15 protein-coding genes are annotated in these 15,921 nt (G+C 56.9%); 10 read left to right on the top strand and 5 right to left on the bottom strand.

The annotated features are described in order from the left end of the window. Positions 1-48 precede the first annotated feature (48 nt). The 3 genes from BKP64_RS14830 to BKP64_RS14820 are packed head-to-tail and all read left to right on the top strand — an operon-like array spanning position 49 to position 4,578. Positions 49-3,534 carry a response regulator gene (locus BKP64_RS14830; RefSeq protein ID WP_070973705.1) on the top strand — a complete coding sequence of 1,162 codons (3,486 nt, stop codon included), beginning with the start codon at positions 49-51 and terminating at the stop codon, positions 3,532-3,534. 33 nt (positions 3,535-3,567) lie between these two features. Next, on the top strand, positions 3,568-4,116 hold the full coding sequence (locus tag BKP64_RS14825) for a hypothetical protein (RefSeq protein WP_070971760.1): 549 nt from the start codon (positions 3,568-3,570) through the stop codon (positions 4,114-4,116). A 48-nt stretch (positions 4,117-4,164) separates the two neighbouring features. Then, the gene (locus BKP64_RS14820; protein WP_070971757.1) at positions 4,165-4,578 is read left to right on the top strand and encodes a response regulator; all 414 of its coding nucleotides are present in this window, start codon (positions 4,165-4,167) and stop codon (positions 4,576-4,578) included. A 38-nt stretch (positions 4,579-4,616) separates the two neighbouring features. Here BKP64_RS14820 and BKP64_RS14815 read toward each other — a convergent pair whose 3' ends face one another. After that, a complete protein-coding gene (locus BKP64_RS14815) occupies positions 4,617-4,889 on the bottom strand; it encodes a hypothetical protein (RefSeq protein WP_070973704.1) in 273 nt (90 codons plus the stop codon). Positions 4,890-5,456: 567 nt separating this feature from the next. On the opposite strand from BKP64_RS14815, the gene BKP64_RS14810 reads away from it, so the two are divergent. After that, positions 5,457-5,675 carry a hypothetical protein gene (locus BKP64_RS14810; protein WP_227515420.1) on the top strand — a complete coding sequence of 73 codons (219 nt, stop codon included), beginning with the start codon at positions 5,457-5,459 and terminating at the stop codon, positions 5,673-5,675. Between the two features lie 17 nt (positions 5,676-5,692). Here the strand turns inward: BKP64_RS14810 and BKP64_RS14805 are convergent, their stop codons facing one another. Continuing rightward, positions 5,693-6,229: a 3'-5' exonuclease gene (locus BKP64_RS14805; protein WP_070971751.1), complete on the bottom strand. Its 537-nt coding sequence runs from the start codon at positions 6,227-6,229 to the stop codon at positions 5,693-5,695. Between the two features lie 185 nt (positions 6,230-6,414). Between BKP64_RS14805 and queC the strand changes: the two genes are divergently transcribed. Next, positions 6,415-7,080, top strand: a complete 666-nt coding sequence (queC, locus tag BKP64_RS14800; protein WP_070971749.1) for a 7-cyano-7-deazaguanine synthase QueC — start codon at positions 6,415-6,417, stop codon at positions 7,078-7,080. Next, positions 7,080-7,736, top strand: coding sequence for a 7-carboxy-7-deazaguanine synthase (queE, locus tag BKP64_RS14795; RefSeq protein ID WP_070971746.1), 657 nt, complete (start codon positions 7,080-7,082; stop codon positions 7,734-7,736). Before queC ends, queE begins: the two co-directional genes overlap by 1 nt. A 1-nt stretch (position 7,737) precedes the next feature. On the opposite strand, the gene BKP64_RS14790 is transcribed toward queE, so the two are convergent. From BKP64_RS14790 to BKP64_RS14780, 3 genes are all read right to left on the bottom strand, one after another. After that, on the bottom strand, positions 7,738-8,805 hold the full coding sequence (locus BKP64_RS14790; protein ID WP_070971743.1) for an AraC family transcriptional regulator: 1,068 nt from the start codon (positions 8,803-8,805) through the stop codon (positions 7,738-7,740). Positions 8,806-8,961: 156 nt separating this feature from the next. After that, positions 8,962-10,722, bottom strand: coding sequence for an ExeM/NucH family extracellular endonuclease (locus BKP64_RS14785; protein ID WP_070971740.1), 1,761 nt, complete (start codon positions 10,720-10,722; stop codon positions 8,962-8,964). 9 nt (positions 10,723-10,731) lie between these two features. Then, on the bottom strand, positions 10,732-11,634 hold the full coding sequence (locus tag BKP64_RS14780; RefSeq protein WP_070971737.1) for a helix-turn-helix transcriptional regulator: 903 nt from the start codon (positions 11,632-11,634) through the stop codon (positions 10,732-10,734). Between the two features lie 272 nt (positions 11,635-11,906). Between BKP64_RS14780 and BKP64_RS14775 the strand changes: the two genes are divergently transcribed. The 4 genes from BKP64_RS14775 to BKP64_RS14760 all read left to right on the top strand — a co-directional run bounded on the left by BKP64_RS14775 (position 11,907) and on the right by BKP64_RS14760 (position 15,885). After that, positions 11,907-13,193, top strand: coding sequence for an MFS transporter (locus BKP64_RS14775; RefSeq protein ID WP_070971734.1), 1,287 nt, complete (start codon positions 11,907-11,909; stop codon positions 13,191-13,193). Between the two features lie 161 nt (positions 13,194-13,354). Then, a complete protein-coding gene (locus BKP64_RS14770) occupies positions 13,355-13,780 on the top strand; it encodes a MarR family transcriptional regulator (RefSeq protein ID WP_070971732.1) in 426 nt (141 codons plus the stop codon). 70 nt (positions 13,781-13,850) lie between these two features. Further along, positions 13,851-15,242, top strand: a complete 1,392-nt coding sequence (locus tag BKP64_RS14765) for a DHA2 family efflux MFS transporter permease subunit (protein WP_070973703.1) — start codon at positions 13,851-13,853, stop codon at positions 15,240-15,242. Between the two features lie 73 nt (positions 15,243-15,315). Beyond that, the gene (locus BKP64_RS14760; protein WP_070971729.1) at positions 15,316-15,885 is read left to right on the top strand and encodes a TMEM165/GDT1 family protein; all 570 of its coding nucleotides are present in this window, start codon (positions 15,316-15,318) and stop codon (positions 15,883-15,885) included. Positions 15,886-15,921 lie beyond the last annotated feature (36 nt).

The following is a 15,921-nucleotide window of genomic DNA, read 5'->3' as shown; positions in this document are numbered from 1 at the left end:
TTGCGGCAACAGTTTAAGCGGGCATTGGCTGCGGTTATTTCTGGACTGATGGTCACACTGATATTCCTGGCGTCTGTGATGCCGGCAATGGCCAGTGTCCAGGAGCGCTGCCAGGATGGCGCCATTGTCCTTAATGCCGGTACCTCCAGCGTCCGCGATCTCGGTAGTTGTATCTGGTATCGGGAAGATCCGGGCCATGAACTGACAGTGGAGGATATCCAGGCTGATGGGCGGGCGACATTTACCCGCCATGAAGGTGGCGTGCTCAATTTTGGCTATACCGAGTCTGCTTACTGGATCCGTTTTGACTTGCGGACCCTCGACGATGGCGCGGATAACGACTGGATTTTCGAGCTAGCCCTGCCACTGGTGGACGAAGTCACGCTCTACCTGGTTCGTGATGACCAGCTGGTAGATCAGCGCAAGACCGGGTATTCGGACAGCTGGGCCCAACGCGATCTGGAAGTTCCCAATCCGACATTTCGCCTGAAGCTGGCACCGGATACCGTAAACACCGTCTACCTCCGTATTACCAACACCAATACGTTCCGTCTGCCCATCAGTCTCTGGCACCCGGACAGCTACATTGAAAAGGTCTCAGTAGACGAAGCTGTCCGGGGTATTCTGCTTGGCGCGATTCTGGCAATTCTGGCTTACAACCTGTTTGTCGCGGTGTCTGTGCGCGAACGCAGCAACATCTACTACGTGCTCTATCTGGTGTCAGCGACGATCTTTATCGGCACGGAGCAGGTTCATGGCATTCAGCTGCTTGACAGCAGGCCGATTATTTTCAACAAGGAATTCTTGCATTTCCAGATCCTGATGACCTGGTTCTGGGGCTTGTTAATGGCCCGCTCCCTGCTGGAAACCCGTGAGCGTTCAGCCGATCTGGATCAGGTTATCCTGCTGTGCCTCTATTCGGTTGGTGTCACTTTTTTACTGTCAATATTCCTGCCCTATCACATCGCCATGCAGTGGATTGTGGTGGGCTCGCTTTTACTCAGCGTGATTCTGATTATTGTCAGTTACCTGTCCTGGCGTTACTACAATCCGGCGGCACGGTCCTATTTCTTTGCCTGGACCCTCGCGCTTCTCGGCTTCGGAATTTATGCTCTCACCGTGATGGGAATCCTGCCGCTCAACACCTTCACGAACTACTCACCCCAGTTTGGTTTGACGGCACAGATCATCCTGTTCTCCTTTGCGATTGCGGACCGGATCAAACAGGTGCAGGGCGAAGCCCTCGGCTGGAGCCAGCGGGCGCTGTCGAACCTGCAGCGTTACCAGTCCCTATTTGATAACGCTATTGAAGGTGTTTTCCAGATGTCGCCGGACCGCCGGTTTGTAACCGCAAACCCGGCGATGGCAAAACTGATGGGGTATGGCAGCAGTCGTGAACTGCTCAAGCACAGCCCCGATGTCCTGGAAACCTGCATTGCCGATGAACGGCTACGTCGCCTGGTGGTGGAGCAACTGGAGGCAAAAGGCACCGTCAAGGGTATTGAGGCACGCTATTTCACACGAGACGGCGAGGAGCGCTGGGCCACCATCTCGCTGCACACTGTGTACGATCACGAGGGCGAGCCGACGCACCTGGAAGGTACCTGTATTGATGCAACTGAGAGCCATCAACGCCAACGTATTGAGCGGGAACGAGAGCAGGAACGGCTTGAAAAGGAGCTGGCCCGGAATTCTGCCGAAGCCAAGAGTCAGTTCCTTGCAAACATGAGTCACGAGATCCGGACACCGCTTGCAGCCATCATAGGCTATGGGGAGGCCCTCCTGGATCCGGACCTCAGTGAGCCGGAAAAGCAGAGCAGCGCGGAAACGGTGGTTCGCAGCGGGCGGCACCTGCTTGATCTGGTCAACGATATCCTGGACCACTCCAAGATTGACGCGAACAAGCTGGATGTGGACGTGGTATCGGTCAATCTCCCCGAACTGCTCGATGAGATCCGCGCGTTTTTTGCACCCCGGGCACGGGAGAAGGGTTTGGACTTCAGCATCATTTGCGAATTCCCTCTGCCGGAGAAAATCCTTACAGACCCCACCCGGCTCCGGCAAATCATCATTAACCTGTGTGGAAATGCGCTTAAATTCACTGAAAAGGGTTCGATTTCACTGGTCATTCGGTGTGATCGTGAACGCGAAATGCTGATTGCCCGGATCGTGGACACCGGTATCGGTATGAAGCCGGAGCAGCTGGGCCGGCTGTTTGATCCGTTTGCTCAGGGCAGTGCTGCGATTTCCCGCCAGTACGGCGGCACCGGTCTAGGGCTAAGCATCTCCCGACGGCTGGCGGAAATGCTTGGGGGAAACATTCACGTCAACAGCACCTACGGCGAGGGCAGTGAGTTTGAGCTGTCGATTCGAACTGGCGCCCTGGACCATGTGCATTTTTTGCGGGACGCTTCCGAATTGAGTCAGAGGCGCCGTGCCCTTCCCATGGTGGTGGCTCCGCAGCTAAGTGGCAGAATTCTTTGTGCGGAGGACAACGAGGTGAATCGCCGTCTGGTATCCCTGCTGGTTTCTCGGACCGGTGCCGAACTGGTTCATGTCGGCAATGGTGCCGAGGCTTTGGATGTTGCTCTTCACGAGCCGTTTGACCTGATACTGATGGATATCCAGATGCCGGTGATGAATGGCCGGGACGCCACTGCAGCACTCAGGGAAGCGGGAATAAATACCCCGGTCATTGCCCTGACGGCCAATGTCATGGTGGAAGATATTGCCGACTATCGTCTGGCGGGCTGTAATGAGCATCTGGCCAAACCCATAGACAAACAACGATTCTATGAAGTGCTTGCCCGCTACCTGGTTGTCCGTCCAGACACCCTGTTGGCTCCCGCCCACACTTTCAGTGGCCGGGTGCTGGTGGCGGAAGACAATGAGGATAACCGGCAACTGGTGGAACGGATGTTGCGCCGGCAAGGCCTGGAGGTGTCGCCGGTTAACAGCGGAGAGGACGCCGTGCGCAAGGCGCTGGCAGACTCCGTCCAGCTGGTGTTGATGGATCGTCATATGCCGGGAATGGATGGTGTGGCGGCGACGCAGTTGCTGCGTCAGGCCGGCTTCCGGCGTCCGATTATTGCTTTTACTGCCGGTGACCAGAAGGAAACCGATGCTCTGCTTGAGGCCGGTTGCGATGGTGTCCTTAACAAACCCATTGACCAGGTCCACTTGCAGTCCCTGCTGGATCGTTTTCTTCAACGGACGAGCGGAGAACCGGTGGGCGAGCAGGAAGATGAGGAAATCGGTGGTCTGGTAGCGCAGTTCCTTGAAGGGTTGAACGGACGCCAGCAAAGGATTCGTCAGGCATTATCGAATCAGGATGTGGAGATCCTGAAGACGGAAGTTCACCAGATCAAGGGCACGGCAGGTGCTATGGGGTATCCGAGTATGACGCGCCAGGCAGGGGTTGTTGAAGCCCTTCTGAGGGGTGACGATCCGGACTGGGACCGGGTTCGCAGCGAACTGGGTAGCCTGAATGAAATGATAGCCCGCGCGCTCTCAGCCGCAGCGACATCCACGTGACAGAAAACACTGAACAATGACAGGAACAGGCCAATGAGTGATAGCCAGAATCGCAGTGAACACCATTCTCTGAGTATGATGTATGGAACCTATGCCGATGTTCTGTTTGTGCTTTTCCCGTTCCTGGTGATTGGTATGCAGCGTCTGTGGGATGGTCGACTCTATGAAACCCTGATGCGCCCGGACCTGAGTATCGCTGCCGCCATTCTCGCCGGGTTGGCGATTGGTAAATTTGTGCTGGGGCTGGTCACCAACCGGGACCTTGGTCGCTACAAGGAACGGATCGTGTTCTTCATTGCCCTGACGCTGTTTGTGGTTCTGGGGCCGGCTATTATCCTGATGCTGAGTATACTGGGCAGTGCGGAGGTTCCCGGATTCGTCGCATTTATCCAGCCGATTCTGCTGATTATTGCCATTTCCCTGTATACGACGGCCGTAAGCATCAGCAATATTCTCACCCGTCATGGTACTGAAGAACCGGCCTCTGGCTCTGCGGAGCGCATGACGGACTCTCCGGGCGCACCGATACCCAGGCCGGCGCCGCTGGATCTGCCGCGGCGTTCTGGCAGTGACTCTGTGTAAATGGGGTGGGAAAATGAACGGGTACAAGAGAGTGACAGGAGAAAATCAATGAGTGACCTGAAGGTTCTGGTGGTGGAAGACGAGCCGGTCATGAGGGCCAGGCTGGTGGATATGCTCTACAAGGCTGGAGCAACCGAGGTGTCCGAATGTGCAGATGCTGCTTCCGCAAGAGCTGCCTTCGCAGCCGGGGAGTTTCAGATTATCCTGCTGGATCTCGGGTTGCCGGACGGTGATGGTCACGAGCTCATGCAGGAATTCAAGCGAGCACGGGAGGAGCAGCATATTGTTCTGGTTACCGCTGATGACTCCATCGACAGCATTCAGCGAGCCATCAGTGCCGGAGCCAACGGCTACGTGGTCAAGCCGTACTCCCAGGAGAAAATTCATGATGTGGTCAATAATTACGCCATGGTTCACGGTGGTGAGATGGCCATGATGCAGGGGCTGAACCGGCATCACTGACCGGGCCAGCCCTCTGTGGTAGATCAGCAGGCAAGGGCTCAGGCGACCTGGCGTGCAATCCAGGAATTATATCGGTTAGCCAGGGCCCGGACATAACGGGCCTCGCCGCTGTCGAGGTTGCCGAGCACCCCCTTGAAGATCCAGCCCCGCTCATAGAGGCCGAGCACCCGTTGCTCGTCATCCAGGTTGACGCGCTGATTCAGTTTTTTGCAAATAGCATCCAGCAGTGGCAGTTTTTCCGGGCGCTTCAGCGGCCCCTGACGACCATTTTGGGGCTGGTTGGCTGCACGTGAGATTGGATGTCTTTTCATAATGTTCCCCTTATCGTTTTGCGGCTGCCAAAACAAAACCCCGGAGCCGAGGGCAACCGGGGTTTGGCGGAGAAGCTGACCCGGTCGCTGCAAAGGCTCCCGGGACTGACCGAAAGCCGTTAGATGTCTTTTACCATTGCGCGTGCTGACGGCCCTGAAAGGCAATCGCTGGCGATTTCAAAAATGGAGTGTGGAATCATTCGGATCGTACCGGCTGTTTTGGTTCGGTTTGATGTCCAGTGTATAGGCTATCGGACGGTTTGCAAGAGCAGGACGACTTCGGCAAACCCTTACAGACGCTATGGTTCCCCGCGGCCATAATTTACTTCGTCACGTGTTTTACGTTGTGCAATCCAAAGAAACTGCCGCGCCAGTTTCTGTATGGATCTCTCCTTTCTACGCAGCCCTCAGGGCTGCGTTTTTTTTTGCGTAGTGGAAAATTCGTAGCCACTTTTCCGTACAGTTTTCCGAATGCATTTTGACGATAATTCGCACACTAACATGTCATTCATTTCATCAGACGATCAGAGGTTGAAACCTAAGTAAATGTCGGATAAATCCGGATCTGTGCGAAACAAATTCCGATCTCATTTTTTAATTGAAGTAGCGCTGGTTGCCGCATTGGCAATTTACCTGGCGGTGGCCGAGGGGCAGGCGGTAGGCGATAATCTCGCATTCACAGTCGCAGGCGCGGGCCTGATGTCCCTGGTTACCTACTGGACACTGAGCACCCTGAGGGGCGGGCTTGAGGTCATAGCGGTGCGGGTAAGCCGCCCGGGACACTGAGCTTCCTGCCCGCAGGGTCAAAGCTGATGGCTGTGGCCCTGGACCGCCGGGGACTGTTTGTCCTGTTGGAGGAGTTGTTTCCAGGTCTTGTGTAGTATCAGGGCGTCATTGGCAGCCCGGTGTACCGGCAAACCCAGATCGGCAATGACCTGTTGCCGAAGGGCGGACCATTTTCGGATCTGCTGCGGGTTCAGCAGCATGGAAATGGATTCGAGTTGGAATTCCGGTCGCACTCGGGCGGCCCGGAACAGACGGTGCAGCCAGAAGCTGTCGAAGGTCCAGGCATCGCAGAATACCTGCTCCGGTAGCAGCTCATTCAGGCTGTGCGCCACCTCACTGACGGCTTGCCCGTCTGTTTCCAAAGTCTGGCGTGAAATGCCATGAATGCGCTCGGCGCTTTCAGACCAGTCCTGCCAGAGTACATGCGGAGAGATTAGCCAGCTATGGAGCTCACCGTCCGGCATGCAAATGCCGACCTCAATCGGGTAGCTTGCAATCAGATCAAGGCTCGATGCTTCAAAATCAATGAATGCCGGGCGGATATCGGTGGTCATTGGCTCAGTGTAGTTGATGTGTTGTTTTTAGCTGAGTTTACCCGCCCCGAACCCGAGACGCGAACCCAACCTTTGCCTTCACTGTTACAATATGTCCATTCATTGTAAAAGTCCGATGACAGACAACTGTTTCGAATCGGTCAGCAGCCCAGCTCAATCTGCGTCACACCCTATCAGGAGCCCGAATGACTGACACCGTGGTTGTAATCTATTCCGGAGGCATGGACTCATACACCTTGCTGCACCTAGCCCGGGCCCGTGGCTATAAGGTCCATGCACTGTCATTCAACTACGGCCAGCGGCACGTCAGGGAGCTTGAGTGCGCAAGCGCAGTGTGTGAATCCCTGGCTATCCCGCACAAGGTGATTGATATCCGGGCCATGAGTGAGGTCATGGCTGGCTCCGCTCTTACCGGTGACGTGAACGTGCCCGAAGGTCACTACGAAGAGGACAGCATGAAGGCGACGGTTGTACCTAACCGAAACATGATTCTGTTGTCACTGGCGACCGGTTACGCCGTGACCACGGGCGCCGGTGCAGTCTGGTACGGAGCACACGGGGGTGACCATGCCATCTATCCCGATTGCCGTCCGGAATTTGTCGAAAAGATGGATGCGGTATGCCGCGTGGCCAACTATGAGCCGGTAGGCATCGAAGCGCCATTCATGGCTATGACCAAGGGTGAGATTCTGGCCGAAGGGCTGAAGCTGGGGCTGGATTACCTCCAGACCTGGACCTGCTATAACGGCCGGGAGAAAGCGTGTGGCCGGTGTGGTTCTTGTGTGGAGCGATTGGAAGCCTTCGCAGCCAACGGTATGACAGATCCCCTTGCCTATGAGGTGGAGCGCTGATGTACCGGGTAAAGGAAGCGTTTTACACCTTGCAGGGTGAGGGTGCCCAGGCGGGTCGCGCCGCGGTCTTTTGCCGGTTCAGCAAGTGCAATCTCTGGAGTGGCCGGGAAAAGGACCGGGCCAGTGCCGTCTGTAATTTCTGTGATACCAATTTTGTCGGTACGGATGGCCAGAATGGTGGCCGTTTTGAGACACCGACCGCACTGGCGGCCCATATTCGCCGTCTCTGGCCCGATGCACCGGGGCAACCCTATGTGGTGTGCACCGGTGGTGAGCCTTTGTTGCAGCTGGACGAGCCATTGATCGAGGCCTTTCACCGGGAAGGCTTTGAAATAGGGGTGGAAACCAATGGAACCCTACCTGCGCCGAAAGGCATCGATTGGCTGTGCGTCAGCCCTAAGGCGGATGCTGCCGTGGTCATCGAAACCTGTGATGAGCTCAAGCTGGTGTATCCCCAGCCTCAGGCTATGCCCGAGCGCTTTCTGGCTATTCGGGCCAGGCACTATTTCCTGTCTCCCATGGCATCGCCGGTTGCTGAGGAGAGTGGTGGCGACCCGGTCCAACTGAGCAATACCCGCAAGGCCACAGACTACTGCCTCGCCCACCCCCGGTGGCGTCTGACGCTGCAAATGCACAAGATCATCGGTATCGACTGATTCAGATGGTCAGCGCCAGAGGCTCCCTTCCCGGCCCCGTGGCTTGCCGTGCCTTTGTCCGATAGTGACTCGGGTTGATGCCTGTCCAGCGCTTAAAGGCGCGGGTGAAGTTCGCGGCATCTGCGTAACCAAGGGCATCGGCGATCTGGCTGAGATTCATGCCGGTATTGCTCAGCAACTCTCCGGCCCGTTCCAGCCGCACCTGGTCCACCAGATTCTGAAAGCTGGCACTTTCTTCCTGCAGCCGCCGCTTGAGAGTGCGCTCTGACATGAACAGTGTCCGAGCGACCCGCGCCAGTTTGGGGGGGAACGGATAACTGGTTTCTATCACCCGCCGAACCCGACAGGCGAAGCCGGCATCTTCGGTCAGTTGCCTCAGGGCTTCTTCACACTGTGCCCGTGAAGAGGCTGCCAACTGGTCGTCCGTGAAACGGACAGGCCGGTCCAGTTCGGTGACCGGAATTACCAGCGCGTCGTCTGTGGCATCATACTCAACTGGAACGGCTATCCGCTGGCGGAAACGGTGGAAGTAAGCGGGCTCCGGGCCCCGACGCATAATTCGCGACCCTTCGATAATTGCGCCAGTCAGTTGTGTGCCCATGGAAACGCAGCCGAACAACATGGCATCCAGAATGAAGCTTTGCAACGGCCCCAGGTCGATATCGCACGTGACTGTATACCAGGCGTTTCCGCCCAACAGTTGTCTGTTGACCTGCAGGTGCGGTGCCCGAAGAGTCAGGTAGCGGGCAATCAGTTCCAGCGCCTCTTCGAGGGTCCGGCTGCTCATGACGGCGGTCCCCAGGGCACCATGCAGGGACAGCTTCAGCTTTCCCGCAAGCATGATTCCGAGCGCCGGTTCGCCGCTCTCGACAATTGCCCGCGTCACAAATTCGCTGGCCTGGGTCTGGCTTACCCTGCGCTCCGTAGCGTTCAATCGCGCAGGATCAAGCCCGACCCGGAGCAGCAGGTCCCGTTCGTCAACACCGATGGTATGAAGAAGCTCTGCCAGCAAATGCAGATAGATGGCTGGCATACCCAGGTCCTGTGCAGCAGAGACTGAGGCGCGCATGGGGTTTCCTCGTTAGGTTGATTCTTGTTATGCAAGGGAGTCGGAAATCCATGTTGATTATGACGTGTCCGGGGTCCTTCCCCCATGACTGTGCTGACGGGTCAATGGGCCATAGGGGCCAATTGACCCGCCGGACCGGGGTGGGAGAAATATCTCTCAGAGGCCGATATCGGTGATGACCGGATTGTGGTCGGAGGAGCGCCAGGGAAGAGGCTCAACGGGATTCAGCAAACTTTGATAACCCATCGCGCGGGGTTCGTCGGCGTTGATCAGCCAGGTATGGGCGCTCAGAATGTGGGGCTTCAGGGAGTCGGACGCCAGGGCATAGTCGAGCGATCCTTTTTCACCCTTGTAGCGATAGGTGTAGTGAGGGCATGAGCCGGCATCGCATGGGTGGAACCGGTGTACCATGCTGGTGAATCCTGCGTTTCGGAACACCTCCAGGGTGTTTTCCCTCGTGTAGCTGTTGAAGTCTCCGGTAATAAGCGTGCCTGCCAGGGTCTTTGTTGCCGCAACTGTCTTCAGCCAGTCCGCAATGGCCAGCGCTGCCTCGGACCGTCGCTGCGCGTAGCAACCTTCACCGATGCCTTGGTCCAGGTTAGCGCCGGTTGCGCCGCGGCAGGATTTGGATTTCAGGTGCAGCGCCACTATCCGCACACTGGCTCTGCTCCCATGGCGCTGAAACGCCTGTACTACGGGTGGCCGGCCATGGATCCGGAAGGGGCCCGAGGTCAGCCTGGCGGGTTTGCCGATCGTCATGATCCGATCGTTTCGGTACAGCAGGACGGTGCGGATCTGGTCGCTGCCATCAAGTCCGGGCGTAGCAACAACTCGCCAGTCAGGCCCCAGTGCTTCGGCCAGCGAGCCGACGGCACTATTGGGTCCGTAACCGTCATTCTCAATTTCCGTGAGAGCAAGGATGTCCGGGTCCGGCGTCAGCAGTGCGTTCACAACGCGACGGTGCTGTTCCTTGAAATCTGCCTGAGTCGTTGCGCCTCGCGATGTTGGAAAACCTTTCCCATCGCCATTGCCGTTAAAATAGTTCTGCATGTTCATGCTCAGTACACGAATATGGTTGCCAGAGGGGAGCGGTGGCGGCGGCAGGCGCGGATTGGCGCTAGTGAAATCGGGGCTGGCTTCCGGCTGGACTCGCCAGTCGCCATAGCGAAAATCCAGGACACCGGCGAGGCCGGTGACAGTATCTCCGGCCCGGACTGTCCGTTCGGGAACGAGGCCGCCCGGCGGCCAGGGTACCGGCATCGGATTCTGCTCTCCCTTACCATCGTCCAGTAACACACGTTGCCGGCTTTGCTGTCTGCTGACCAGTTTGGTGGGCCGGGACGGAGATCGGTACTCGGTGGCGATGACCTGGTCGCCAGCGGCAAGGGTCAGCTCGCCATAACGGGCGAGGTCGTAGTTGTCGATAATGGTCAGTGGCTGGCGAAACTCCACCCGCATGTTTTCCCGCGTCTCGGGATTATCTTGCCAGGGCAGTGATAGCGGGATCGGTTGGGGCAGCGTTTCTCGACCGCAGACGATCAGTGTGCTGATTTTTGTCAGCTCGGTGAGGCCATGATATTCCTTCACCGTGCCGGTTAATCTCAATCGATCACCGGGTTTCCCGGGTTGTCGGTTCGTATAAATGAACAGTGCTTCAGACGTCAGCGGGCTGTCGTCAGCCTGGTGATCGGCCTGCTGTAGATAAAAACCGCGAAAACCGCCTTCTGCTCTGGAGTCCAGGGTAAGAATCCCTTCGACGCTGACGGTCTGGCCTGCCATTGGAGATTGATCGCCGGCGCCCTGGATCCGGGCAATGGGGGTTGCCGGTTTGCCACAATCAGCAGCTGCCGGCTCTACCCAGGGCAGGACCAGCAGGATGAGAGCATGGATAAGGAAGCGGGCACTGACGACTGTCACACCTGCATACTAGCAGACGCCCGCGACCGCTTTCAGGGCCCGCTCCCGTTTGCTGCCAAAGCCCAACTGGTCAGGGTTGGCCAGTTCAAGCTGTTGGACAAGAGGGTCGGGATGCTGGTTGTCCAGGGTGATCCCGAGGCGGGACAGAACATACGGTGCCAGTGCTGCGCGTGAGCTGACCTCAAGGCAGCCCTGTTTCATGCCGTAGTCCCGGGCAATGATTTCCTGCTGTGCTTCGGTCAGGCGTGGGTCGGGCGTGACTACCATGGTCACTTCCCGGTTCCAGTCGTCGTCGTGCTGGCGGGTATGCTTGGCACGCTGGCGCAATGCTTCTGGCGGTCTGTGGAAGCGGCTCAGGGCAAAGTCCCGGAATTCCCGGTTGGAGTCGCACCAGGCACGCAGGTGCCAGCTGTTTCCAGTACATACCAGAGTGTGTGGTTCCAGAATGCTTTCCACCGCTTCCGGCCGGCTCAGTGATACATAGCTTGCCTTCATCTGGCGACCGTAGCGTGTGGCGGAGACAACCGCCCGCATTGTCCACGGGGAAATTACCCGGTTTGGTCCCTGGACGACGGCACTGTCAGGTAAGCCGATATTGAGAGATTCAAAGGTGCTGCTCAGGTTCTGCTGTCGTGCCAGCAGATCCAGGTATTCGCCAACCTGACCGTGGGTGACCACCGGTCGGAATAGCTCTGCAGGAACATAACCTTTAAGGTGACGATCGTAGACGAGGTTACCTGGAGCCAGTTCGCGCAGGTAGGTGTTGATGTCCTTGGACGCTTGCTGACGACCGATGCCAAAGCTATGACAGATGTGGTTGGTGGTCAGTCGACCCTCCCACAAGGCAATGGTTTCAATCAGTCGATAGCGAAGTAGCAAATCCCAGCGGATGGGCCAGTCCGTTTTTTTCATAACCAGGCGCTCATGAGTCCAATGAATAGCTCGCGTCAATGTTACCTGCTCTGGCAACGACGGTCTGTTACGGCACATTAATGTAAAACCCTGTTAAACCGCGCCGCGAAAGCCTTGTAGCCGTTTTGAGACACCGTCCACAGATTTCGGGAAGTGCCTAGTGGTCCTTGTCAGTTCCTGCTGGTCTAATACGTGCCCGGCAGAATTCGGGTCTCAATGCTAACCTATTTCCTTCAATCATAGTTTCTCCCGAACCACCCGGAGCATCTGCAATGACCCGAATGGTCACCTCCCTGTCTGCCCTTATCCTGAGCATCGTTTTGCTCGTCAGTGGCAATGCCTTCCTGATGACGTTGCTGGGTATTCGGCTGAGTATTGAGTCTGTCTCGCCCGATATCATTGGCTGGATTCTGGTGTGCTATTCCATCGGTTTTGTTCTCGGCACTCTTTACGTTCACAGGATTATTGGCCGGGTAGGCCATATTCGCGCATTTGCGGTGTTTGCGGCCATCTCGGCGGTTGCTTCGCTACTGTATCCGATGGCTGTTTCCGAAATTTTCTGGGCAATTCTGAGGGTGATTTCGGGCTTTAGCATCGCTGGAGTTCTTGTGGTCATTGAGAGCTGGTTTTCCAGTCGGGCCACCAACGCCAACCGAGGCGCACTTTTTGCTGTCTATCAAATTGTCTTCTATCTCTCGGCTGCGGGCGGTCAGCTCATTATAAATATTGGCGATCCGTCCAGTTTCATGCCCTTTTCCATTGCCGCAATCCTTCTGACTCTGGCGCTGGTACCGCTGTCGATGACCAGGATGGAGGCCCCGGCCATTGAACAGGTTCAGCGGATTTCCTTTTTCACTCTTGCCCGAGAGTCTTTTTCCGGTATTGCTGGTGCTCTGACCTGCGGTGTCATGATTGGTGGGTTTTATGCGCTGGGCCCGGTATATGCCACGCTGGTCGGCTTGGAAGTGGCCAAGATTTCCACATTTATGGCCAGCGCGATCGTGGCTGCGATGCTGCTGGCATGGCCGCTGGGCCGGTTGTGTGACCATTTTGACCGCCGGCGGGTTATGTTCTGGGTGGCTGTGCTGGCCGCGGCTTCGGCGACCGCCGTGGCCGTTCTGGGTGCTGGCAATATCTGGTTGCTGACTCTGTTTGTCGGGCTTTTCACCGGTTTGTCCGCGACCCTGTACCCCGTTGCAGTTGCCATCACTAATGACCGTATGGAAAGCAACCGGATTGTAGCGGCCAGCGCCACCCTGCTGCTCAGTTACGGCGTGGGTAGTGTCATCGGCCCGGTCGCGATGGCGGAGCTGATCAATCTTCTGGGTCCTTCGGGACTGTTCTTCGGTAATGCCGGATTCCTGCTGGTTCTTGCCGTTATCACCAGTTATCGCATCAGCCATACCGAAGATATTGCGGTAGCCGACCAGGAGCACTTTGTTGCCGCCATGCCAGAGACGTCTGTTGTCCTGACAGAGATGGATCCGCGTAATGAGGATTTCCACGCTGCGCCGGACGATGGCGGAATTGAGACCGAGGAGCTGCGCCAGCACAGCTGAGGGCACTCTCGGTTTTCCCGGATTTTGATTTTGTATGCATATCTGTATTTATTTAAATGGTTAGCATACTATTGGTGACTTTCCGATAATGTAAGCATTGGCCGATCGCCGGAACTGAGAGTCGGCGTCACCCTGGCCCCTTTAAAACGGAGTGTTGGTACATGAGAGATCAGTTTCCCTTTGCTGTAGCCCGGGTTACCCGCCGCTGGAGGAAAATGCTGGATGAGCGCCTGAAGGATCTGGGCGTAACACAGGCCAGATGGAGCACTATGGTTTATCTGGAAAAGGGCGGTGAAGGCCTCACACAGAGAGAGCTGGCCAGCCTGATGGCGATCGAGAACCCGACACTGGTTCGTTTGCTGGACAGCCTGGAGCAGCAGGGGCTAATCGAGCGCCGACCCTGCCCCAATGACCGTCGTGCCCGCCGACTGCACCTGACGGATGCGGGCCGCAAGTTCATGGATGTTCTTTCCGACCGGGCTGAGAAGTTGCGGGAAGAAATGCTGGAAGGCATCAGCGACGAGGAAATCGAATGCACCGTGAAGGTGTTCCAGCGCATCATGGAAAACGCTGAAAAACAGCGGTAAAGGGAGTCAGCTGGTTTGTCCTGCCTGAGCAATAACTGGTGGCACGTAAGCGAGCACGGGAGTGGTCACTCTGACTGACAATACTGTTGAGGGGCTTAAGGCCCGCTATGGTGATCGCTGGCGTTGGCTGGCTGTGACTACAGTGATGCTTGGTACCATGGCCACGGTGCTGAGCGCCACTGTCGTGAATGTCGCGCTCCACGACATCATGCTGGAATTTGGCATTCGTCAGGGGCAGGTTCACTGGCTTGCAACCGGTTTTATAGCGGCCATGACCACCACCATGCTGGCGTCGACCTGGCTGCTTGACCATTTCGGTGTTCGCAAGACCCTCGCCGGTGCGATGTTCATGTTTACTGTTATCTCCATCGCGGGTGGTTTCGCCGTTTCTCCTGAACAGCTGATTGCGGCCCGCGTCGGCCAGGGCGCCATGGCGGGTTTGATGCAGCCGATGGGCATGTACCTGGTGTTCAGGATCTTTCCCCGTGACAAGCGTGGTCAGGCCATGGGCATTTATGGCATGGGAGTGATCCTGGCTCCCGCGCTGGGGCCGGTACTTGGAGGCTTTCTGGTTGACCAGTTAAACTGGCGCTACGTCATGTTTGCGCCGGCACCGGTGACCATAATCGGTGTTTTCATGGCCTGGCGTTTTCTGCCGCTGCCGCCCTCCCGCCCCAAACCCTATCGATTTGACCTGGCCGGCCTGCTTTTGCTCGGCGCCACGATTGGTCTCTCGCTTGATACCTTAAACCGTTTGCAGGATCTGTCCGGCCAACAGCTTCGTGTGGCCATCGGGGGCGGTCTCGCTGCTCTGTTCCTGTTGCTGTTTGTTATGCGCGAGCGGCGTACCCGCCACCCGCTGATTAATATCACCCTGCTTCGCAAGCCGACCTTTTTGTTTGCCAACATCGGTGCCATGGCGCTCGGGCTGGCGCTGTTTGGTTCAACCTATCTGGTGCCCCTGTTTGTCCAGACTGCCCTGGATTTTAGTGCCACCGAAGCCGGTTTGCTGATGTTGCCCGCCGGGATTGTGCTGGGGATGACCTTTCCCCTTGCGGGACGATTGGCGGACAAGCAGAGTGCCCGGAAACTGGTGATTTTTGGCATTGCCCTGTTTGCCTGTTCGGCGGTTCTGTTTGCCCTGTCCGATCTGTCTCTTGCATTCGGGTGGCTTGCGCTCTGGACCATTCTCGGGCGCATCGGCATCGGATTCATGCTGCCTGCTCTATCCACCGGGGCACTGAATCCTTTGGCGCAGGAAGAGTTGGGGGCTGGCTCCAGCACCATTAACTTCACGCGTCAGCTGGGAGGCGCCTTTGGTGTGAACATGGTCGCGCTGACTATTGAGTTCGGGGAGCACAGTGGCGGCATGCCCACCATCAATGCATTTCATTCGGCGTGGTGGCTGGTGGCGGCCTTTGTGGCGGTGGCTGCGATTCCGGTTTGGAAGATGCGGGCGTAATCCGAGACAGGTTCACCTCCATTGGGCGGAAGGTGGGCTTCCTCAAGTCTGACTATCCGCCCTGGAGTTTTTCATGGACGCTTTTCTTGCCTCAACCGTTGCTGTCGCCATTGCTGAAATCGGTGACAAGACCCAACTGCTATCGCTATTCCTTGTTGCCCGCTATGCGAAGCATCTGCCCATCATCCTCGGGATTTTTGTTGCGACAGTCCTCAATCACGCACTGTCTGCATGGCTTGGCGCCTGGATAGCCGGATTGATTCCGGAAGCCTGGCTGCCGTGGATACTGGCTGGCAGCTTCATTGCCATTGCGGCGTGGCTGCTGATCCCGGACAAAGATGATAGCGAAGATTCGAAATTCCTCGGTATGGGGGCCTTTATGGCCACTACCATCATGTTTTTCCTTGCGGAGATAGGCGACAAGACCCAGATTGCCACGGTTGTGCTCGCCGCACGTTTCCCGGAGACCTTCTGGGTGATAATGGGTACAACCGTGGGGATGTTGATTGCCAATATACCGGTTATCATGGCAGGACGCTGGCTGATGGAAAGACTTCCCCTGGCCACAGCGAGAATCAGCGCGAGTATTCTGTTTGTAGTGCTCGCAGTTGTGACGCTTGGGGCCACCTTCATGAACTCCTGACGCTGGTCGCTGTCACTGTACGCGGGAAGTTAAGAC

The sequence above is a fragment of the Marinobacter salinus genome (assembly GCF_001854125.1).
Classification (GTDB): domain Bacteria; phylum Pseudomonadota; class Gammaproteobacteria; order Pseudomonadales; family Oleiphilaceae; genus Marinobacter; species Marinobacter salinus.
Note: the sequence above shows the minus strand (reverse complement) of the source record. Positions and strands in the feature narration are given on the sequence as shown.

Excerpts from the sequence above, each read along its gene's own strand:
- BKP64_RS14780 (WP_070971737.1), bottom strand. The coding sequence starts at position 11,634 with ATGAAAAAAACGGACTGGCCCATCCGCTGGGATTTGCTACTTCGCTAT.
- BKP64_RS14775 (WP_070971734.1), top strand. The coding sequence starts at position 11,907 with ATGACCCGAATGGTCACCTCCCTGTCTGCCCTTATCCTGAGCATCGTT.
- BKP64_RS14790 (WP_070971743.1), bottom strand. The coding sequence starts at position 8,805 with ATGCGCGCCTCAGTCTCTGCTGCACAGGACCTGGGTATGCCAGCCATC.
- BKP64_RS14820 (WP_070971757.1), top strand. The coding sequence starts at position 4,165 with ATGAGTGACCTGAAGGTTCTGGTGGTGGAAGACGAGCCGGTCATGAGG.
- BKP64_RS14805 (WP_070971751.1), bottom strand. The coding sequence starts at position 6,229 with ATGACCACCGATATCCGCCCGGCATTCATTGATTTTGAAGCATCGAGC.
- BKP64_RS14825 (WP_070971760.1), top strand. The coding sequence starts at position 3,568 with ATGAGTGATAGCCAGAATCGCAGTGAACACCATTCTCTGAGTATGATG.
- queE (WP_070971746.1), top strand. The coding sequence starts at position 7,080 with ATGTACCGGGTAAAGGAAGCGTTTTACACCTTGCAGGGTGAGGGTGCC.
- BKP64_RS14760 (WP_070971729.1), top strand. The coding sequence starts at position 15,316 with ATGGACGCTTTTCTTGCCTCAACCGTTGCTGTCGCCATTGCTGAAATC.
- queC (WP_070971749.1), top strand. The coding sequence starts at position 6,415 with ATGACTGACACCGTGGTTGTAATCTATTCCGGAGGCATGGACTCATAC.
- BKP64_RS14770 (WP_070971732.1), top strand. The coding sequence starts at position 13,355 with ATGAGAGATCAGTTTCCCTTTGCTGTAGCCCGGGTTACCCGCCGCTGG.
- BKP64_RS14815 (WP_070973704.1), bottom strand. The coding sequence starts at position 4,889 with ATGAAAAGACATCCAATCTCACGTGCAGCCAACCAGCCCCAAAATGGT.
- BKP64_RS14830 (WP_070973705.1), top strand. The coding sequence starts at position 49 with ATGGTCACACTGATATTCCTGGCGTCTGTGATGCCGGCAATGGCCAGT.